Genomic DNA, 17,913 nt, shown 5'->3' with positions numbered 1-17,913 from the left:
ACGAGCGGCGCCGGGACGGAGCCATCGTGCAGAAGAAGACGAAGATCATCGCCGGGATCGCCGGAGCGGTCGTGCTGATCGGAGCCGGGACGGGCATCGCCTACGCGGCGACCGACGGCTTCGAGGGGTCCGACTCCCTCACCGGCAGCGACCTGGACCGCGCGAGCGAGGCCGCGCTCGCCGAGATCGGCGGCGGGACCGTCACCTCGGCCGAGCGCGACGACGACGGCGCCACCGGCTACGAGCTGGACCTGACCGACCGCGCCGGCCTCGAGTACGAGGTGCGCCTCGACGACTCCTTCGCCGTCGTGTCCGTGGACCCCGACGACCGCGCCCTCCAGGCCGGCTCCGGCGACGACGGCGTGCCTGCCGGCGACCCGACCACGGCCGCCGTGGACCCGGACGACCTCACCGGCGACGACCTCGCCCGCGCGAGCGAGGCGGCGCTGGGCGCCGTCGGCTCCGGGACCGTCACCGAGGCCGAGCGCAGCGACGACGCCGACCACGCCTTCGAGGTGGAGGTCACCCGCGAGGACGGCACGGACGTGGACGTCGAGCTCGACGCCGCGTTCGCCGTGCTCTCGACCCAGGAATAGCGCTCTAGCGGCCGCCGGGGCCCTTCGCGGCCCCGGGTGCGGCACCGCTGCCCGCGGGGGCGCCGACGCCGGTCGCCGCACCGCGAGCGCCCGGGCCGTTGCCGCCCGCGTTGCCGTTGCCGTTGCCGTTGCCGTTGCCGTTGCCGTTGCCGTTGCCGTTGCCGTTGCCGTTGCCGGGAGCGTTCCCGCTGTTGCCGGGTGCGCCACCGCTGTTCCCCGGAGCGTCGCCGCTGTTCCCCGGAGCGTCGTCGCCGGGAGCGGCCGGGGTCTCCTCCGCGGGCTCCTCCGGCTCGGTCGGCGTCTCCTCCGGCTCCGACTCCTCGGGCGAGGGGGCGGGGTCGTCCTCGGTCTCGACGGGGGCCGGCGTGTCCTCCGGCTCCTCCTCGACCGGGGTCGTCTCCTCGGGAGCCGGGGCGGTCGTCTCGGCCGGCGCCGGCTCCGGGGCTCCCGCGATCAGGGCCTCGAGGTCGGCGCGGACGACGTCGACCTGCGCCTGCACCGTCGCTGCGCGGTCGGAGCTGACGGAGTCCTCGGCGAGCGCGGCGTCGAGCGCCGACTGCAGCGAGGCGAGCTCGGTGAGAGCGCCCTGGTAGTCGTCGGCCGAGGCCTTCTCGGCGACGGCCACCACCGCGTCGTCGAGGGTCTGGGCGGTGCCCTCGTCGATGCCCTGCGGCGCGGAGGAGCATCCGCTCAGCAGCAGGACCGAGGCGAGCACGGCGCCGGCGGCGCGCAGTCTGAGGCCCCTCACGAGCGGATGCTCTCGCGCAGCTGACGGAGGTGGTCGCCCAGCTCGCCGTCCACCTGCGGCAGAGGCGACTGGGGACCGTCGATCAGGATGATCGCGAGCCCGACGGCGACCGCGACCAGCGCGAGCACCAGCACGATCAGCCACGGGCTCGGGCCGCGGCGCTGCGGAGGGGCGGCCGCGGGGCGGAGCGGCGCCGGAGCGGTCTGCGGCGCCGGAGCGGTCCGCGGTGCCGGAGCGATCCGCTCGGTCGCGGTGAAGCGCTGCGTCGGAGCGATCGCCTCCGTGGCCGGGTACGCGTCGGCCGCGAGCCGGCGGGTCGGATCGAGCGCCTCCGCCCGTGTGATCGGCTCGGTCTCGGCGAGCGGCTCCGTCGACATCACCCGGGTGGCGGGAACGTCGGGCACGACGATGGCCGCCGGCGGGGAGTCGCGCCGCGGATCGATCAGGCGGCGCGCCGACTCCGCCACCTGCAGCGCGGCGGGACGCTCGCCGGGCTCGCGCCGCGTCATCGCGGTCAGGAGCGAGGTCCAGCCACTGCCGAGCGACTCCGACACCTCGGGGTCGCGGAGCAGGCGGGCGAGCGTGACCTCGATCGCCGAGCCCGTGAACGGGCGGCGGCCGGTCAGCGACTCCAGGAGCACCAGGCCGAGGGAGTAGATGTCGCTCGCCGAGGTGACCGGGTCGCCGTGCGCCTGCTCGGGGCTGAGGTAGGCGGCGGTGCCGATGAGGGTGCCGGGCGCGGTGATCCGCGTCGCGTCGATGAGGGAGGCGATGCCGAAGTCGGCCAGCTTCGGGCGGAACTCGCGGCTCGTCAGCGGGCTCGGGACGAGCAGCACGTTCGACGGCTTCACGTCGCGGTGCACGACTCCGGCCGCGTGGACCGTGTGCAGGGCCTCGCCGAGGTCGCCCGCCATCGAGGCGACGTCGTTCGGCGCGACCGGGCCCTCGGCGAGCCGCTCGGACAGGCTCGGGCCCTCGGCGAGCTCCATCACCATGTAGGCCTGGCCGTTGGTGTCGTCGCCGCCGTCGTGCGCGTCGTAGAGGGTGACGAGGGCGGGGTGGTTGAGCGCCGCGAGCAGCCGGATCTCGGACGCCTTGCGCTGCAGGTCCTGGGCGTCGTCGATGCCGGGGGCGAACATCTTCAGCGCGACGGAGCGGCCGAGGACGCCGTCTCTCGCCCGGTAGACCGTGGCCATGCCGCCGCGGCCGATGAGCTCCTCGATCGTGTACCGGCCGTCGACCGTCGTCCCGACGATGCGGGTGTCGCCTGTCCGGTGGGATGCCACAAGTCCTCCTCGCGGTCGGCGGCGGGTGTGCCGCGCCCCCCGGTGCGACCGTCGACCCAGGGTAGTACGTCGACCCTGCACGCCGCCCTCCCCCGGCCGGGCTGTCAAGCGGGTGCCCCCGCGCGCGCCCCGACGTAGCGTCGGAGGTCCCGACGAAAGGCGACGACATGGACCAGGACCGCACGGAGCAGGACGACCAGGGCTCGACCATCGGCAAGCCGGACGGGGCGGCTCCCGCCACCTCCTCCGAGAGCGAGACCATCGAGAAGGACATCTCGGAGTCGCCCGGCAGCGAGCGCGAGACCGAGGCCAAGCAGGACTCGGATCCGGCGGAGAGCCGCACCGAGGTCTCCGGCTCGGCCGAGGTGAAGGCCGTGCCCGGCACGGGCGGCCCGGACGACGTGGGCGACGTCGAGGTCGACCCCGACGAGGTCTCGCTGAACGGCAAGCCGTTCCCGGGTCACGCCGGCACGAAGTAGGACGCCCGGGAGGGGCGGGGCCGCGGCTCCGCCCCTCCCGTGCTCTCCGGTCCACCCACCACCCGTCGTCCGCCCTCGCCCGGGGGGTTCCGCAGATCGCGCGGATCGTCCCGCGCCTTCCGAGCGAACGGCCTCAGGCGACCGGCGTCAGCAGGCCCGGGTCGCGGCGGTCGACGGTGCGGGAGTTGTTCACGCGGCGGTCGACCGGGTGGGCCGTGACGGTCGAGGCCATCGCGACGGACGCCCGGTCGAGGGTGGCGAGCATCTCCTCGGCGGAGGCGAGCGGAGCCGGGTCGAGCCAGGCGTCGCGCACGTCGGGCGTGAGGAACACGGGCATCCGGTCGTGCACTTCGCCGGAGGCGTCGCGCGCCTCGCGGGTGATGATCGTGAAGGAGACGCGCCAGTCGTCGCCCTCCTTGCGGGCCGTGTAGAGGCCGGCCGCGGCGAGGATCGGCTCCTCGCCCTGCAGGAACCAGGGCTGCTTGCCGTCGGCGCGGGCCTCCCACTCGTAGTACCCGCGCATCGGCACGATCGCGCGCTGCTTGGCGAACGCCCCGCGGAACAGGCCGTTCGTCGCGACCGACTCGAGGCGCGCGTTGATCGGCGAGGGCCCCCTGCCCTTCGACCAGGACGGGGTGAAGCCCCAGGACGCGAGCTCGAGCTCGCGCTCCCGCTCGCCGTCGTGGAGCCGCTCGCGCACGATCGGCGCGACGTCGGTGGGAGCGACGCTGTAGTCGGGCGCCCAGTCCTCGGCGCGCCCGCCCGCGGCGACGAACTCGCGGATCAGCTCATCGGTCTCGGAGTCCATCGCGAAGCGGCCGCACATGCGGGACAGGCTACGCCGCACCTCCGACGCCGCGCGAGGCGCCCGGTCCGACCACCCGGGACTTCGCGGACCAGAAGCGCATCAGCGCGCCGGCGAGGATCGAGCCCAGCGCGCCGGCGGCGAGGTCGCCCAGCGTGTCCTCGTAGCCGACGAAGATCGAGGAGTCGATGAAGCGGTGCCCCGCCCACTCGCCCCACTCCCACAGGACGCCCGCCGTCGTCCCGAAGCAGGCGCAGAGCACGACCGCCGGGAGCAGCGGCCCGCGATCGCCCGCGACCGCCGGCACGACTCCGGCCCGCGCGGCGACGATGTAGGCCACCGCGGCGATCAGCCCGTTGAGCACGCAGTGCACGACCAGGTCCCACTGCGGCCAGGCCTCGTAGAGGCCGAGGACGCTGCTCCAGGACGCCACGAGCAGCGCGAGCCCGAAGAGGGCGTCGAGCGCCGGACGGATGCCGAGGAAGCGCGGCAGCACCAGCCCGATCGCCGCGAGCGCGAGCACCGCCACGTCGACCAGGTCCCAGCCGATCGCGGCCGCCACGATGCTCGCCGCCCCGATCGCGCGGATGCCGTCGGCCGTCCACTCCCCGCGGGTGCGCGGGGGCTCGAGGAAGGTCTCGACGAGGGCGGAGCCGCTCACGGGCTCGTGAAGCGCAGCACGGCCTGGACCGGCTCGTGGTCGGAGGGCGCCGCTCCCCCGTAGCGGACGGCGTTGATCCCGGCGGAGACGACCTCGAACGCGCCCTCGCTGACGAGCAGCCAGTCGATCCGCTTGCCCGGCGCCGGCGCGCGGTAGTTCGAGAAGGTGCTCCACGAGTGGGTGAGGTGCTTCTCCGCCGTCTCCCACGCGTCCGCGAGGCGGCCCTCGTCGAGGATCGTCCGGTAGGGGACGGTGTCGACGTCGGTGTTGGTGTCGCCCATGACGATCGCGGGGCGTCCGAGCTCGAGGACGCGGCGGGCGATCAGCTCGGCGGAGCGCTGGCGCGAGCGCCGCGAGATGTGGTCGAAGTGGGTCGAGATCACGGTGAGCTCGCGGCTGGTCGCGTGATCGGTCAGCTCCGCGATCACGGCGGTGCGCGGGATGCGGTTGCCCCAGCTGCGCGAGCCGGCGACGTCCGGGGTGTCCGAGAGGGCGATCTGGGTCCAGTGCCGGACGGCGTAGCGGCTGCGGTCGACGAAGAGCATCACGCGCTCGCCGCCGCGGTCCGCGTCCCGGCCGAAGCCCATCGCCTCGAAGGAGGAGCCCAGCGCCTCGTGCACGGCGGCCGACTGGTCCGGCAGCGCCTCCTGCACGGCGAGGATCGAGGGGCGCTCCTGCTCCAGCACCCGCTGGACGAGCGGGCGCCGCCGGTCCCACTGGTCGACGGCGCGGGAGGTGAGGCGCGGCATCCGCCGGCGGATGTTGTAGGTCATCACGTGCAGATCGGGCGCCTCGGTCGGGCCGATCAGAGGCGTCGCGTCGGTCATCACTCCACCCTACGGGGGCGGATCGAGGTGCCACGGAGGCTTGCGGTGACCGCTCCCGGCCGCTCTACTTCGGACATGCCCCTCTCCCAGGACCTCACCGCTCTCGCCGACGAGCGCTTCGTCTCGCTCACCACGTTCCGGAAGTCCGGGGACGCCGTCTCGACCCCGGTCTGGATCGCCCGCGACGGCGACGAGCTGATCGTCACCACTCCCCGCCGCAGCGGCAAGGTGAAGCGCCTCCGCAACGACGCGCGGGTGACCCTCGTCCCGTGCGACCGCCGCGGCCGCGTCTCCGACTACGCGGTGCCGGTCGAGGCCGCCGCGGAGATCGACGCCGACCCCGGCGAGGTGGAGCGCCTGGGCCGCGTGTTCCTGGCGAAGTACCGGCTCGAGTACCGCGTGTTCCTCCTGATCGAGGGCCTGGTCACCCGCGCCGACCGCACCCGCGTGATGCTCCGCGTCTCCGACCGCTGACCCGGCACCGCCCTACACCCCCGGAGGCTCCCGCCGGAAGGCCTGGGGGCCGCCGGACCCGGGGTCTACCGTGGGGCGATCGCCGGTGCCCCTGCGCGCTTCCCGCGTGCGCTCCGGCGGCAGTCAGAAGGAGCACGCAATGAGCATCGGAGCAGGGATCTTCCTCCTCGTCGTCGGCGCGGTCCTCGCCTTCGCGGTGGACGTGCAGGTGTCCGGGATCGACCTGAAGCTGGTCGGCTACATCCTCATGGCGGCCGGAGCGGTCGGCCTGATCCTCGGGCTGGTCCTGCTGACGCGCCGCCGCCAGGCCGTCTCGACCACGCGCTCGGCCGTCGACCCGGCCAGCGGCGAGCAGGTCACCCGCCGCTCGAGCGAGAGCGACGGCCCGCTGATCTGATCGGCGGAACGACGAAGGGCGGGACCTCGCGGTCCCGCCTTCGTCGTTCACGGCCCTACTCGGCGGGCTCGTCCGGCTCGCCGCCGGAGACGGTGTCGGTGTCGCCGCCACCGGAGGAGGTGTCCGTCCCGGTGCCGTCGGGGAGGTCCTCGGTCTTCTCGGTGTCCTCACCCGTGGTGCGGTCGGTGCTCATGGCGCTCTCCCTTCGCGTCGGCGACCTGCCGACCCTCCCACTCTGCTCCGCCCGCGCCTCGCGGGGCAGGGGGTAGCGGAGGCGGAGGGCGGCGTGGAAGGCGCCTACTCCTCGACGACGATGGTGGTGATGACCGGGTTCCGGCGGTGGCGGCGGGTCAGCCAGCGGCCGAGGGTGCGCGTGATCAGCGCCTCCATGGCCTCGAGCTCAACCGGCTTGCCCGCGGCCTGCAGGACGGCGTCGTCGATCGCCTTGCTCGCATTGGCCTTCCAGCCCGGCTCCTCGACGAAGCCGCGGGTGAAGAACTCGACCGGCTCGCCGAGCGTGCCGCGGTCGAGGTCGGCGATGGCGAGGACCGTGATGGCCCCCTCCTCGGCGAGGACGATGCGGTCGTTCATCGCGTCCTCGGTGGCGACGCCCATCGTGGTGCCGTCGACCAGGATCTGGTCGGCCGGGATGCGCCCGCTGATGCGCGAGCGGCCCTTCACCAGGTCGATCGAGACGCCGTCCTCGATGACGAAGACGTCCTTCTCGTCGATCCCGGTGCGGGTCGCGATCGCCGCGTTCGCGGTGAGGTGGCGCCACTCGCCGTGCACGGGGAGCACCGCGGTGGGGCGGAGGATGTTGTAGCAGTAGGCGAGCTCGCCCGCGCTGGCGTGACCCGAGACGTGCACCTTGGCGTTGCCCTTGTGCACGACGGTGGCGCCCCAGCGGGTGAAGGCGTTGATGATCCGGTAGATCGCGTTCTCGTTGCCGGGGATCAGCGAGCTTGCCAGCAGCACGGTGTCGCCGGGGCCGATGTCGATGATGTGGTCCTTGTTGGCCATGCGCGAGAGCGCCGCCATCGGCTCGCCCTGCGAACCGGTGCAGATCATCACGATCTCGGTCGCGGGGAGCTTCTCGAGCACCTTCATGTCGACGACGAGGCCGGCCGGGATCTTGAGGTAGCCCAGGTCGGCGGCGATGCCCATGTTGCGGACCATCGAGCGGCCGACGAAGGCGACCTTGCGGCCGTGGCGCTGCGCGGCGTCGAGGACCTGCTGGATGCGGTGCACGTGGCTCGCGAAGCTGGACACGACGATGCGGCGCGGCGCGGTGCGGAACACCTGGTCGATCGCGGGGGCGAGGTCGCCCTCCGAGATCGCGAAGCCGGGGACGTCGGCGTTCGTGGAGTCGACCAGGAACAGGTCGACTCCCTCGTCGCCGAGGCGCGCGAAGCCGGGGAGGTCGGTGGTGCGCCCGTCGAGTGGGAACTGGTCCATCTTGAAGTCGCCCGTGTGCAGCACGAGGCCGGCCTCGGTGCGGATCGCGACGGCGAGCCCGTCCGGGATGGAGTGGTTCACGGCGAGGAACTCGAGGTCGAAGACGCCGGCGTCGATCCGGTCGCCCTCCTTCACCGGGCGCGTGCGCGGCGTGATGCGGTGCTCCTGCAGCTTCGCGCTGATCAGCGCGAGGGTGAAGGTCGAGGCGATGATCGGGATGTCGCCGCGCTCCTTGAGGAGGTACGGCACGCCGCCGATGTGGTCCTCGTGGCCGTGGGTGAGGACGATGGCCTCGATGTCCTTCAGGCGCGAGCGGATCGCGGCGAAGTCGGGGAGGATCACGTCGATGCCGGGCTGGTTCTCCTCGGGGAAGAGGACGCCGCAGTCGACGATGAGCAGCTTGCCCTTGTGCTCGAAGACGGTCATGTTGCGGCCGATCTCGCCGAGGCCGCCGAGCGGAGTGATCCGCATGGCGCCCTTCTCGAGGGGCTTGGGCTTGGGGAGCTCGAGGTGGTGGCGGGCGGGCTTGGCGGTTCTGGCGTTTCTCATGCGGTTCTTCCGGGAGGGAGTGGCTGGACGCGGGCGCGCGGCGCAGGGTCCGACCGCGCGCCCGGTCGGGCCGCGGTGATGTGTCGCTCCGGCGCTGTGAGCGCTGTCGGGAGCGGGTGGAGGTGTGCGGGACGGGGCCGGGCGGGGCCGCTCTCAGCGGGCGGTGCCGTCCGTGCGGCGCGCTCTCGCGCACCGACCGTCCCGTACATCCTGCCAGCGTTCCCTGGGTCGCGGGTCCAGGAGGCGGGATCCGGGCCTCGCAGGCGCTCAGGCGCGTGCGTCCTCGACCTCTCGCCGACCCACCGCGTCCTGGCGGCTGCGGAGGAGCTGGCGGCCTGGCGCGCGTGACGGGCGCCGTTCGATGGTTTTACTGCGCTTCACTCGATCTGGATAAAGCACAGTAGGACTCCTGAACCGGCCCGTATGGATGCCGTCGACAATCCCTACACGCCGAACGCGGGAGCGCGACCGGAGATCCTCATCGGCAGAGACGAGCAGACCCAGGCGTTCCGCACCCTGCTGACGCGCCTGCGACGGGGCCGCACGAACCAGTCGATGATCATCACGGGGCTGCGGGGCGTCGGAAAGACGGTCCTTCTCAACGGCTTCCGGACGATCGCCCAGGAGGAGAACGGGGACAGTGATCGAGTTCGAGGCGGTCAAGCACGACAAGGGCCGGTTCCGCCAGGTGCTGGCATCCCAGCTCAAGGCGGCACTCCTCCGCCTGTCTCCCCGCGCGAGATGGACCGACCGCGGGAGGCACGCCGCCGCGGTCTTGAGCGCCTTCGCGGTGTCTGTCGGAGCGGACGGCGAGTGGTCCATCGGATGGGATGTACCGCCGGCAGAAGGAGTGGCCGATCATCGGGATCTCGGACTGGACCTGACGGACGTCCTCGTCGCCGTGGGTGAAGCGGCGGCCGAGCAGGGCGAGGGGATCGTCCTGCTCATCGACGAGGTCCAGTTCCTCGACTCACCGCAGCTCGAAGCGCTCATCCAAGCCATCCACAAGACCGTGCAGCGGAGCCTCCCCGTCACGTTCGTCGGTGCCGGTCTTCCGCAGATCGCCGAGCTGGTGGGCGATGCGAGATCGTACGCCGAGCGGCTCTTCACCTTTCCGCGGATCGACTCGCTCGATCACGACGAAGCGGTAGCGGCTCTCCGAGAGCCGGCAGCGGCCGAGGGCGCGGTCTACGACGACGACGCTGTTGAACTCGCAGTCGAGATCACGACCGGATACCCCTCTTTCATCCAGGAACTGGGCTACCAGGTCTGGACGGTGGCTGAGAACGATCGCATCCACCGGGAGGACGTCGAACTGGCGAGGGAGGCCTACGAGGCGAAGCTGGACAGCTCCTTCTTCCGCGTGCGACTCGATCGGGCGAGTCCACTTCAGACCGCGTACATGCGAGCCATGGCGGAGCTCGGACCAGAGCCCCAGAAAGCGGGCGACGTCGCGGCGCTTCTGGAGCGCGCGTCCACTCAGCTCGGATCGGTCCGCGCGGAGCTGATCGGGATGGGGCTCCTGTTCACTCCCGAGCACGGGTACGCCGCGTTCACTGTTCCGGACTTCGACCGGTTCATGAAGCGTGCAGTCCCCGTCTTGGAGGTGCCTCCCGTCGTGAGCCGGGGAGCCCGTCGAGCACCCGCCACCGAGGTCTGAGCCAGGCCGCACCCGTTCACGGCCGCCCGGCGTCAGGACTCGTCGGCCTCGAAGCGCAGGGACCGGTCGGCCACCGGCAGCCCGGAGTCGCGCACAGCGGCCTCGATCGCGGCGTGCCCGCCGTCGGGCGCGACGATCCGCAGGCCGTCCTCGGTCGCCCAGTAGGCGGTGACGCCGTGCTCCTCGACGAGGGTCGTGAGCAGCGCGGCGGTCCGCTCCTGCTCGCCGGGACCGACGGTGATCGCGGCCCAGGGACCGGAGATCTCGACCGGGGCGCCCCGCTCCGCGCCCGCAGCGTCCCGCAGGTCCTCCGCCGCCCGGACGATCGGGAGCAGCGCGGGCAGCCCGCCGGAGACGTCCTCCAAGGAGTCGAGGGCGAAGGCCCCCTCGCGGAGCGACGCGTGCAGCTCCAGGTCGCGGCCGAGCCCGTCGATCCGCTCGAGCAGGGCCGACGCGTCGACAGCGGGAGCGGGGCACGCGGCGGTCGGCTCCTCCGCGCCCGCGAAGGAGAGGGTGTTCCCGCCTGCGGACGTCGCCCGGAACGACCACAGCACCGGATCCGCGTACTCGGTCGCGCAGGCCGTCGCGAGGGCGTCGGCGAGCGCCGGCTCCTCAACCGCGACCCCGACCCAGGAGGTCGGCGGGCCGAACGCCGGCGCCTCGACCCAGCGCTCGGCGCCATCGAGGGAGACTCCGGGCACCGCGGCGACCTCGCTCGTCAGACGGTCGAAGCCGGCGTCGGGCCGTGCGAACGGCGTCTCGTCGATCGTCCAGACGAGGAGCGTCAGCCCGCCGGCGGCGAGGGCCGCGGCGAGGACGCCGGCGACGGGGAGGAGGAGGCGACGGGACACGCCCCCATCCTCGCTCCCCTCCTCCGCGGCGTCACGTGAACATCGGGCGAACGGACGGTGCGTCGGCGACGACGGCTCCCGCCCGCGGCCCGGCCCGCGCCGCTACTGCCCGGCGCCCATCCCGCCGTCGATCCGGTACTGGGCGCCCGTGATGAACGAGCTCTCGTCCGAGGCGAGGAAGAGCACCAGCGCGGCGATGTCCGAGGCCTCGGCGTAGCGTCCGAGCGGGATCCCGGCCTCGTAGGCGGCACGCTGCTTCTCAGCGTCGCCGCCGCCCGCCTCGATCGAGCGCATCATCCGCGTGTTCACGGGCGACGGGTGGATCGAGTTGACCCGGACGCCGGTGCCCGCGACCTCGAGGGCCGCGCTCTTGGTGAGCCCGGCGACCCCGTGCTTCGAGGCGACGTAGGGGCTGAGGCCCGGGGCGCCGTCGAGCCCGGCGACGGAGGAGGTGTTGATCACGCTGCCCCGCCCCTGCTCGATCATCCGCGGCAGCACGGAGCGGAGCCCGAGGAAGGCACCGCGCAGGTTGATGCCGATGACGCGGTCGAAGTCCTCGGGGGCCGTGTCGACGATCGACGCCACCCTCCCCTCGATGCCGGCGTTGTTGAAGAAGACGTCGATCCCGCCGAAGGCGTCGACGGTCGCGCTCACGTAGCGGTCGACGTCGTCGGGGTCGGAGACGTCGGCGCGGACGGTGAGGACGCGCCCCTCCGCCTCGAGGCCCGCGGCCGCCTCGTCGAGCGCCGACTGGTCGATGTCGACCAGCACGACGCGGGCTCCGGCGTCCAGGAGCGCGCGGGCGGTCGCGAGGCCGATGCCTCCGGCGCCGCCGGTGATGATCGCGGTGCGGTCGGTGAAGTCGGTCATGGTGATTCCCTTCGTCGTCCGTGGTGCGGGGCGGCGGCGGTGCCGGCCCGCTCCCAGCACGCTAGGCGGCGGCCGGCCGCCTGCCACGGGGGTCGACCTCCGCGGGGGGCAGGGGTTGCCGGCGCAGTCCCGAGACGAGCGCGAGGAGCCCGTCCATCGACTCGACGACGAGGGGCGGGAGGTCGCCGCGCTCGGCGACGAAGGCGATCGGGGTGGTCGCGACGACGTGCCCGGCGAGCTCGCCGTCGACGTGCACGACCAGGAGGCCCGCCCCCTCGGCCTCGGGGGTGCCGACCACGACCTCCCGCTCGCCGAGGAAGCCGGTCCGCGGTTCCGTCCGGGCGGAGCGGATCCACGCGGGCAGCGGCTCCTCGGCGACGTACCTCGAGAGCGCGTCCTCGAGCGACGGGCAGGTCACGTCCTCCTGCGGCAGCCCGAGGCGGTGCGCCTCGAAGCCGCCGTCGACCGGCGTGATGAAGCCGAGCACGGCCTCCGGCTCCCGCGGGTCCTCGGTGCGGGCGCGGACCCGCCAGCCGTCGTCGCCGACCGGGTCGAGCTCCACGTCGTCGACGGTCGCGGGCAGTGCTGTGCGGATCACGGGTGGTCCTTCCTCGAGGGACCGTCCAGTCCACCGGACGGCGGAGGGCGCGTCACCGGGGTTGACGACGGTCGCACCACCCGCATCGAGCACGCCCGCTCCGGACGCGTCCGACTGCTCCCGCTCCGGCACAAGGCCCAGCGCGCGGGCCGCCGTCTCCGCTTGACTGGGGGCGACGCGCCGACCCTCGGCGCACCCGGGAGGCGACATGGCGAACCACCGTTTCGAGCTGCGGTCCGGCCGCGGGATGGGCGTCTCGGCGGCGGGCGATCCCGTCGCCGACCGGCTGGTGGTGTTCTGCCACCCCACTCCCGGAGCGGGCGGCTTCGACCCCGACCCGACCGTCACCGGTCCGTGGGGTCTGCACCTGCTGATCCTCGACCGCCCCGGCTACGGCGCCTCGGACCCGGTCGACGCCGCTCACGGCCGCGTCGAGGACCGCGCGGACGACCTCGCCGAGTACCTGCGCCGCTCCGAGCGCACCGCCCGCATGGTCGAGGGCGCCCGCTTCGGCAGCGTCGGCGTGGTCGGCTGGGGCTCCGGCGGCGCGTTCGCGCTCTCGCTCGCGGCCCGGCACCCCGACCTCGTGGACCGCCTCGCGCTGGTCGGCACCCCCGCGCCCCCGCAGGCCGGCGTGATCGTGCACCCCACCAGCGCGTGGGAGCGGCGCGAGACCCTCCGCGGAGAGGACGCCGACGCGATCGCCGCCGCCCTCCCGCAGACGCAGCCGGGCCTGGACGCGCTCGGGATCGACTCCGACGACCCGGTGCTCGCCACCCACGGCGGACTGCGCAACCGGCTGGAGCGGATGCTCGCCGAGGGCTGGCGGCAGGGCTCGAGCGGCGCCGCGACCGACCTCGCGGCGCTCCGCGACGGCTCCTGGGCCGACGACCTCGACCGGGTGACCGCCGAGACGCTCCTGGTCCACGGCGACGCGGACCCGGTGGCGAGCGCCGAGGACGGCCGCTGGTACCGCGGCCGCCTCGCGCGGGCGCGCACCGTGACGGTCGACGGGGCCGGCCGGCTGGCGCTCGTGCGCGAGTGGCGCCGGATCCTCGACCACGTCGCTCCGCTCGAGCGCGGGGCGGAGGGCCGATGAGCCGCCTGGGCGCGGGCCCGCTCGTGCTCGTGTCGGCGATGGCGGTCTCGGGAGTCGTGCACCTGGTGCACCCGCGGACCTTCGACGCGGTCGTCCCGCGAGGGATGCCCGGCTCGGCGCGCGGATGGGTCCTCGTCTCGGGAGCGGCGGAGCTGGTCTGCGCGGCCGCGACGCTGCACCCGCGGACCCGCGCGGCCGGCGGTCTCGCCTCCGCCGCCCTGATGGCCGCCGTCCTCCCCGGCAACGTGCAGATGGCGCGGGACGCCCGTCGGCCTCGGACCCGGGTGATCACGCTGCTGCGCCTCCCGCTCCAGATCCCGCTCGTGCTCTGGGGTCTTCAGGCGGCACGCAGCCGCTGACGCAAGCCCGCGCGGGCGCGGATCGCCCGCTGCTACCGTCCAGGCATGACCGACCAGAGCGCGGACGACCGCCACGACCAGCTGACCAGCGCCCCGAAGGCGACGGAGGCCGACGCGGCCCCGCGCATCGAGGTCTCCACCACCGAGGCCGGCGACACCCGCATCGACATCCGCGAGGACGCCGCCGTGCGTCCGGGCCGTGTCGACGAGAACGGCGACGAGCTCGACGAGAGCCGCGACGATGCCTGAGCGCCGCCGTGCCGCGCTCGTCTACAACCCCGTCAAGGTCGACCTGGAGTCGGTGAAGGCCGCTGTGAAGCGCGCCGAGGAGGCCGCCGGCTGGGAGGAGACGCTCTGGTACGAGACCTCCGTCGAGGACCCCGGAGCCGGTCAGACGAAGGAGGCCCTCGCCGCGGGCGCCGACGTCGTGATCGCGGCCGGCGGCGACGGGACGGTCCGCGTCGTGGCGGAGGCCCTCCGCGGCTCCGACGCCTCGCTCGCGCTGCTGCCCTCCGGCACCGGCAACCTGCTCGCCCGCAACCTGAACCTCACGCTCGACGACATCGACAACTCCCTGACCGTCGCGTTCTCCGGACAGGACCGGGCGATCGACGTCGGGATGATCGACATCGAGACCTCCACGGGCCGCGACCGCCACGCCTACGTCGTGATGGCGGGCCTCGGGATCGACGCGAAGATGCTCGCCAACACCGACGACGACCTCAAGAAGCGGGCCGGCTGGCTCGCCTACGTGGACGCGCTGCGGAAGGCCCTGCTCGACAAGAACCAGCTCGAGTTCCGCTACCGCCTCGACGGCTCGAAGACCCGCAAGGTGCGCGCGCACACGATCATCGTGGGCAACTGCGGCGCCCTGCCGGCGAACATCCTCCTGCTGCCGGACGCGGCCGTCGACGACGGCGAGTTCGACATCGTCCTGCTGCGCCCCGAGGGCTTCTTCGGCTGGGTGCAGATCATCTTCAAGGTGGTGTGGGAGAACGGCGTGCTCCGCCGCAGCGGCGTCGTCGGCAAGAAGCTGATGGGCCTGACCAAGGAGGTGTCGGCCCTGCGGTACGTGAAGGGCCGCGACCTCACGGTCCGCCTCGAGCACGCGCAGGAGATCGAGCTCGACGGCGATCCGTTCGGCTCGACCTCGGCGTTCCGCACCTGGATCGAGCCCGGCGGGCTGACGGTGCGCGTCCCGGCGTAGCGCCGGCGGCGGCCGGGCGGATCCGCCCGGTCCGCCTCCCGCCGGGAGAGAGGATCGTCATCCCTCCCGGCGGAGGCGTCTGCTCCGAGCAGGGCGGTGCAGTGCGGCTTCGGGTACCGCACCCCATGCACCTGCATGAACACGGCGACTGTAGTGCGGAATCCGTCGCCGCCGCAACGATCCGCGGGGCTCCGGCGGCTCGAATGGGTAGTTCCACCGTGCGATGCTCCGTGGCCGCGACGGATTCCGCAGCTGACTCGCCCCGGCAGGAGCGTCATCGCCCGTCCGTCGATCGACGAGGCTTCTCCTCGGCACGGTGCCGACACGCGCACGAAACGCCCGCCCGCTAGCGTGCGGACATGACATTCCGTGCGTCAGCCGCGCTCAGCGCGCTCGTGGCCTCCTCCCTCCTCCTCGCACCCGCCGCCATCGCCTCCCCCGCCGCCCGCGCGGGCGCCGTCGACGGGGGCACCAGCGCCGGCGATCCGTACTTCCCCGGCCTCGGCAGCAGCGGCTTCGACGCCCTCACCTACAGCCTCGTCCTGAAGTACGATCCGGCGACCCGGGCCCTCGGCGGCAGGGCCGTGGTCACCCTCGCGCCCCAGAAGGACCTGCGCTCGCTCTCCTTCGACCTGACCGGCCTCACCGTCTCGAAGGTCACCGTCAACGCCGGGGGCGCCCGGTTCTCGCAGTCGGGGGACGAGCTGACCGTCACGCCCGCCCGGACCCTCCGGAAGGGCCTGCCCGCGCTGGTGAGCATCGACTACGCCGGGACCACCGGGAACCCCGTCGACGGCACCGGGGCCCCCTTCGGCTGGTGGTCGACGGACGACGGCGCCCTGGTCGCCAGCGAGCCGGACGGCGCCTCGACCTGGTACCCCGTCAACGACTCGCCCGCCGACAAGGCGCGCTACACCTTCAGCATCACGGTCCCGGAGGGCCGGACGGTCGTCGCGAACGGCCTGCCGGTCGGCTCCCCCACCACCTCGAAGGGGTGGACGACCTCCCGCTGGGTCGAGACCAGCCCGATGGCGAGCTACCTCGCCATGGTGAACATCGGCGACTACGACCTGGTCCGCTCCACCCAGGGCGGCGTGACGACCATCGACGCGATCGACCGGGACATCACCGGCGACACCCGCGCCCGCACCGAGGCGGCGCTCGCGAAGCAGGGCGCGATCATCGACTACTTCTCCTCCGTCTTCGGCCCGTACCCGTTCCGCTCGGCCGGAGCCGTGGTCGACGACGAGCGGATCGGCTACGCCCTCGAGACCCAGGGCCGCTCGTTCTACTCCGGCGGCGCGGACGAGTCGACCGTCGCGCACGAGACCGCGCACCAGTGGTACGGCGACAGCGTCACTCCGGAGACCTGGTCCGACATCTGGCTGAACGAGGGCTTCGCGACCTACGCCGAGTGGCTCTGGGAGGAGCACACCGGCGGCGCGAGCGTCACCGAGTCCGCCGCCCGGGTCGCCGCCGCTCCCGCCGACGACCCGTTCTGGTCGACCGCCGTCGCCGACCCCGGAGCCGCGGGCCTCTTCGACGCGCCCGTCTACGCCCGCGGCGGCCTGACCCTCGTCGCCCTCCGCGACCGGATCGGCGCGGACGCGTTCGGCGTGCTGCTGAAGCGCTGGGCCTCCGAGAACCGCTACTCGAACGCGACGACCGCCGACTTCCAGGCCCTGGCCGAGAACGTCTCCGGCTCCGACCTGGCGGACTTCTTCGACACCTGGCTGCGCACGCCGGAGAAGCCCGCCGGTCTCTGACCCCCGGATCGCCGCGGCGCGGCCGGGGTGTCAAGGAGGGACGGCAGGTCGGCCCGAGCCGATACCGTCCCTCCATGGGCTTCTTCGACCGCAACGACTCCTCGACCAGCGCCGCCGCGCCGCAGCCGAGCGCACCCGATCCGCAGCGGCGGGTCTGGAGCGACGGCCTCGGCCGGTTCGCCACCCGCTGCCTCCAGGTGGTCATCGTCCTCCTGCTGGCCTCGGTGCTCGTCTTCGCGATGACGCAGCTCACGCTGGTGCTCATCCCCGTGATGATCGCGCTCATCCTCGCCGCGGCGATCCACCCGGTCCTGGCGTGGATGCGGCGCAAGGGCGTGCCGTCGATCCTCGCGACCTGGCTGGCGCTGATCGGGCTGCTCGCGATCCTCGGCGCGGTCGGCTGGCTGATCACGGTCGCGGTCCGCAACCAGTGGGACGAGCTGGTCAGCAGCGCCTCCGACGGCATCACCTCGCTGCAGGACTACGTGCAGCACCTGCCTTTCCAGATCACCGACGAGCAGATCGAGTCCGCCCGCCAGTCGGTCGTCGACTTCCTCACCTCCAGCTCGTTCGGCAACGGCGCGCTCGCGGGCGTCTCCGCAGCGGCGAACTTCATCACCGGCCTCGTGCTGATGATCGTGGTGCTCTTCTTCTTCATGAAGGACGGCCCGAAGATCTGGGAGTTCCTCCTGCGCCCCTTCACCGGCTCGGGCTACGAGCGCGCCAAGCGCGTCGGGCACAAGACGGTCGACGTGCTGGGCGGCTACGTCCGCGGAACGGCGACCGTCGCGGCGGTCGACGCGATCGGCATCGGAGTCGCACTGGCGATCATCCAGGTGCCGCTGGCGATCCCGCTGGCCGTCATCGTCTTCCTCACCGCGTTCATCCCGATCGTCGGAGCCACGGCCGCCGGCATCCTCGCCGCTCTCGTCGCCCTGGTCGCCAACGGCCCGGTCGCCGCGCTGATCGTGATCCTGGTCGTCATCGGGGTCAACCAGCTCGAGGGCAACTTCCTCCAGCCGGTCGTGATGGCGCGCTCGCTGAAGCTGCACCCGCTGATCGTCCTGATCGCCCTGACCGTGGGCACCGTCCTCGCCGGCATCGTCGGCGCCGTGCTGGCCGTGCCGATCGCGGCCGTCGTCTGGGGCATCGTCTCGATCTGGAACGGGCCCTCCGACCCCGCCGAGCCCGCGCGGCAGAAGCGCGCCGAGACGGTCTAGGCCCCC

At 73.2% G+C, this 17,913-nt stretch carries 21 protein-coding genes and 1 pseudogene; 12 read left to right on the top strand and 10 right to left on the bottom strand.

Annotated features, from left to right (window positions below; all coding sequences use genetic code 11):
* Positions 1–26 precede the first annotated feature (26 nt).
* Positions 27–596 (top strand): PepSY domain-containing protein, encoded by a 570-nt coding sequence (locus C5C36_RS04715; RefSeq protein WP_104226118.1) that lies wholly within the window; start codon positions 27–29, stop codon positions 594–596.
* 4 nt (positions 597–600) lie between these two features.
* Here C5C36_RS04715 and C5C36_RS17500 read toward each other — a convergent pair whose 3' ends face one another.
* Both C5C36_RS17500 and C5C36_RS04705 read right to left on the bottom strand, forming a co-directional pair.
* Complete coding sequence (locus C5C36_RS17500; RefSeq protein ID WP_181133774.1) at positions 601–1,344, bottom strand: hypothetical protein; 744 nt, start codon at positions 1,342–1,344, stop codon at positions 601–603.
* Positions 1,341–2,630 (bottom strand): serine/threonine-protein kinase, encoded by a 1,290-nt coding sequence (locus C5C36_RS04705; protein ID WP_104309349.1) that lies wholly within the window; start codon positions 2,628–2,630, stop codon positions 1,341–1,343. Before C5C36_RS04705 ends, C5C36_RS17500 begins: the two co-directional genes overlap by 4 nt.
* Positions 2,631–2,797: 167 nt before the next feature.
* Here C5C36_RS04705 and C5C36_RS04700 point away from each other — a divergent pair, with 167 nt between their 5' ends.
* A complete protein-coding gene (locus C5C36_RS04700; protein ID WP_104222919.1) occupies positions 2,798–3,109 on the top strand; it encodes a hypothetical protein in 312 nt (103 codons plus the stop codon).
* A 133-nt stretch (positions 3,110–3,242) separates the two neighbouring features.
* Here C5C36_RS04700 and C5C36_RS04695 read toward each other — a convergent pair whose 3' ends face one another.
* Genes C5C36_RS04695 through C5C36_RS04685 form a run of 3 tightly spaced genes read right to left on the bottom strand, consistent with a single transcriptional unit; the run spans position 3,243 to position 5,402 of the window.
* Entirely contained in the window at positions 3,243–3,935 is a 693-nt protein-coding gene (locus C5C36_RS04695) for an SOS response-associated peptidase (RefSeq protein WP_104309348.1), read from the bottom strand.
* A gap of 10 nt (positions 3,936–3,945) precedes the next feature.
* On the bottom strand, positions 3,946–4,575 hold the full coding sequence (locus C5C36_RS04690) for a hypothetical protein (RefSeq protein ID WP_104226114.1): 630 nt from the start codon (positions 4,573–4,575) through the stop codon (positions 3,946–3,948).
* Positions 4,572–5,402: an endonuclease/exonuclease/phosphatase family protein gene (locus C5C36_RS04685; RefSeq protein WP_104309347.1), complete on the bottom strand. Its 831-nt coding sequence runs from the start codon at positions 5,400–5,402 to the stop codon at positions 4,572–4,574. The genes C5C36_RS04690 and C5C36_RS04685 overlap by 4 nt, the downstream gene beginning before the upstream one ends.
* A 75-nt stretch (positions 5,403–5,477) precedes the next feature.
* Here C5C36_RS04685 and C5C36_RS04680 point away from each other — a divergent pair, with 75 nt between their 5' ends.
* Together C5C36_RS04680 and C5C36_RS04675 are read left to right on the top strand one after the other, a co-directional pair.
* Positions 5,478–5,876 carry a PPOX class F420-dependent oxidoreductase gene (locus C5C36_RS04680; RefSeq protein WP_104238818.1) on the top strand — a complete coding sequence of 133 codons (399 nt, stop codon included), beginning with the start codon at positions 5,478–5,480 and terminating at the stop codon, positions 5,874–5,876.
* A gap of 139 nt (positions 5,877–6,015) precedes the next feature.
* A complete protein-coding gene (locus C5C36_RS04675) occupies positions 6,016–6,273 on the top strand; it encodes a DUF6458 family protein (RefSeq protein WP_104222924.1) in 258 nt (85 codons plus the stop codon).
* A gap of 55 nt (positions 6,274–6,328) precedes the next feature.
* On the opposite strand, the gene C5C36_RS17495 is transcribed toward C5C36_RS04675, so the two are convergent.
* Together C5C36_RS17495 and C5C36_RS04670 are read right to left on the bottom strand one after the other, a co-directional pair.
* On the bottom strand, positions 6,329–6,466 hold the full coding sequence (locus C5C36_RS17495; RefSeq protein ID WP_159940924.1) for a hypothetical protein: 138 nt from the start codon (positions 6,464–6,466) through the stop codon (positions 6,329–6,331).
* A 104-nt stretch (positions 6,467–6,570) separates the two neighbouring features.
* Positions 6,571–8,277 (bottom strand): ribonuclease J, encoded by a 1,707-nt coding sequence (locus tag C5C36_RS04670; RefSeq protein WP_104222925.1) that lies wholly within the window; start codon positions 8,275–8,277, stop codon positions 6,571–6,573.
* A 423-nt stretch (positions 8,278–8,700) separates the two neighbouring features.
* Between C5C36_RS04670 and C5C36_RS17975 the strand changes: the two are divergent.
* Positions 8,701–8,847: pseudogene (locus C5C36_RS17975) on the top strand (ATP-binding protein); the annotation flags it as partial.
* A gap of 70 nt (positions 8,848–8,917) precedes the next feature.
* A complete protein-coding gene (locus C5C36_RS04665) occupies positions 8,918–9,937 on the top strand; it encodes an ATP-binding protein (RefSeq protein WP_258072201.1) in 1,020 nt (339 codons plus the stop codon).
* Between the two features lie 32 nt (positions 9,938–9,969).
* Here C5C36_RS04665 and C5C36_RS04660 read toward each other — a convergent pair whose 3' ends face one another.
* From C5C36_RS04660 to C5C36_RS04650, 3 genes are all read right to left on the bottom strand, one after another.
* The gene (locus C5C36_RS04660; protein ID WP_104309346.1) at positions 9,970–10,788 is read right to left on the bottom strand and encodes a hypothetical protein; all 819 of its coding nucleotides are present in this window, start codon (positions 10,786–10,788) and stop codon (positions 9,970–9,972) included.
* 102 nt (positions 10,789–10,890) lie between these two features.
* Positions 10,891–11,658 carry an SDR family NAD(P)-dependent oxidoreductase gene (locus C5C36_RS04655; protein ID WP_104226110.1) on the bottom strand — a complete coding sequence of 256 codons (768 nt, stop codon included), beginning with the start codon at positions 11,656–11,658 and terminating at the stop codon, positions 10,891–10,893.
* Positions 11,659–11,719: 61 nt separating this feature from the next.
* On the bottom strand, positions 11,720–12,256 hold the full coding sequence (locus C5C36_RS04650; protein WP_104309345.1) for a hypothetical protein: 537 nt from the start codon (positions 12,254–12,256) through the stop codon (positions 11,720–11,722).
* Between the two features lie 208 nt (positions 12,257–12,464).
* Here C5C36_RS04650 and C5C36_RS04645 point away from each other — a divergent pair, with 208 nt between their 5' ends.
* From C5C36_RS04645 to C5C36_RS04620, 6 genes are all read left to right on the top strand, one after another.
* Complete coding sequence (locus C5C36_RS04645) at positions 12,465–13,355, top strand: alpha/beta fold hydrolase (RefSeq protein WP_104246947.1); 891 nt, start codon at positions 12,465–12,467, stop codon at positions 13,353–13,355.
* The gene (locus C5C36_RS04640) at positions 13,352–13,714 is read left to right on the top strand and encodes a hypothetical protein (protein ID WP_104222929.1); all 363 of its coding nucleotides are present in this window, start codon (positions 13,352–13,354) and stop codon (positions 13,712–13,714) included. The genes C5C36_RS04645 and C5C36_RS04640 overlap by 4 nt, the downstream gene beginning before the upstream one ends.
* A 45-nt stretch (positions 13,715–13,759) precedes the next feature.
* Positions 13,760–13,963: a multidrug transporter gene (locus C5C36_RS04635; RefSeq protein WP_104222930.1), complete on the top strand. Its 204-nt coding sequence runs from the start codon at positions 13,760–13,762 to the stop codon at positions 13,961–13,963.
* Complete coding sequence (locus C5C36_RS04630) at positions 13,956–14,921, top strand: diacylglycerol kinase family protein (RefSeq protein WP_104222931.1); 966 nt, start codon at positions 13,956–13,958, stop codon at positions 14,919–14,921. The genes C5C36_RS04635 and C5C36_RS04630 overlap by 8 nt, the downstream gene beginning before the upstream one ends.
* 359 nt (positions 14,922–15,280) lie before the next feature.
* Positions 15,281–16,687: a M1 family metallopeptidase gene (locus C5C36_RS04625; RefSeq protein ID WP_104257996.1), complete on the top strand. Its 1,407-nt coding sequence runs from the start codon at positions 15,281–15,283 to the stop codon at positions 16,685–16,687.
* Between the two features lie 74 nt (positions 16,688–16,761).
* Positions 16,762–17,907 (top strand): AI-2E family transporter, encoded by a 1,146-nt coding sequence (locus tag C5C36_RS04620; RefSeq protein ID WP_104226105.1) that lies wholly within the window; start codon positions 16,762–16,764, stop codon positions 17,905–17,907.
* Positions 17,908–17,913 lie beyond the last annotated feature (6 nt).

The organism is Rathayibacter sp. AY1G1, assembly GCF_002932095.1.
Taxonomy (GTDB): domain Bacteria; phylum Actinomycetota; class Actinomycetes; order Actinomycetales; family Microbacteriaceae; genus Rathayibacter.
The sequence above is the reverse complement of the archived record's forward strand: the minus strand, read 5'-3'. Positions and strand labels throughout refer to the sequence as shown.

Excerpts from the sequence above, each read along its gene's own strand:
- C5C36_RS04685 (WP_104309347.1), bottom strand. The coding sequence starts at position 5,402 with ATGACCGACGCGACGCCTCTGATCGGCCCGACCGAGGCGCCCGATCTG.
- C5C36_RS04620 (WP_104226105.1), top strand. The coding sequence starts at position 16,762 with ATGGGCTTCTTCGACCGCAACGACTCCTCGACCAGCGCCGCCGCGCCG.
- C5C36_RS04700 (WP_104222919.1), top strand. The coding sequence starts at position 2,798 with ATGGACCAGGACCGCACGGAGCAGGACGACCAGGGCTCGACCATCGGC.
- C5C36_RS04645 (WP_104246947.1), top strand. The coding sequence starts at position 12,465 with ATGGCGAACCACCGTTTCGAGCTGCGGTCCGGCCGCGGGATGGGCGTC.
- C5C36_RS04670 (WP_104222925.1), bottom strand. The coding sequence starts at position 8,277 with ATGAGAAACGCCAGAACCGCCAAGCCCGCCCGCCACCACCTCGAGCTC.
- C5C36_RS04635 (WP_104222930.1), top strand. The coding sequence starts at position 13,760 with ATGACCGACCAGAGCGCGGACGACCGCCACGACCAGCTGACCAGCGCC.
- C5C36_RS04630 (WP_104222931.1), top strand. The coding sequence starts at position 13,956 with ATGCCTGAGCGCCGCCGTGCCGCGCTCGTCTACAACCCCGTCAAGGTC.
- C5C36_RS04680 (WP_104238818.1), top strand. The coding sequence starts at position 5,478 with ATGCCCCTCTCCCAGGACCTCACCGCTCTCGCCGACGAGCGCTTCGTC.
- C5C36_RS04625 (WP_104257996.1), top strand. The coding sequence starts at position 15,281 with ATGACATTCCGTGCGTCAGCCGCGCTCAGCGCGCTCGTGGCCTCCTCC.
- C5C36_RS04640 (WP_104222929.1), top strand. The coding sequence starts at position 13,352 with ATGAGCCGCCTGGGCGCGGGCCCGCTCGTGCTCGTGTCGGCGATGGCG.
- C5C36_RS04695 (WP_104309348.1), bottom strand. The coding sequence starts at position 3,935 with ATGTGCGGCCGCTTCGCGATGGACTCCGAGACCGATGAGCTGATCCGC.
- C5C36_RS17495 (WP_159940924.1), bottom strand. The coding sequence starts at position 6,466 with ATGAGCACCGACCGCACCACGGGTGAGGACACCGAGAAGACCGAGGAC.
- C5C36_RS04655 (WP_104226110.1), bottom strand. The coding sequence starts at position 11,658 with ATGACCGACTTCACCGACCGCACCGCGATCATCACCGGCGGCGCCGGA.
- C5C36_RS04675 (WP_104222924.1), top strand. The coding sequence starts at position 6,016 with ATGAGCATCGGAGCAGGGATCTTCCTCCTCGTCGTCGGCGCGGTCCTC.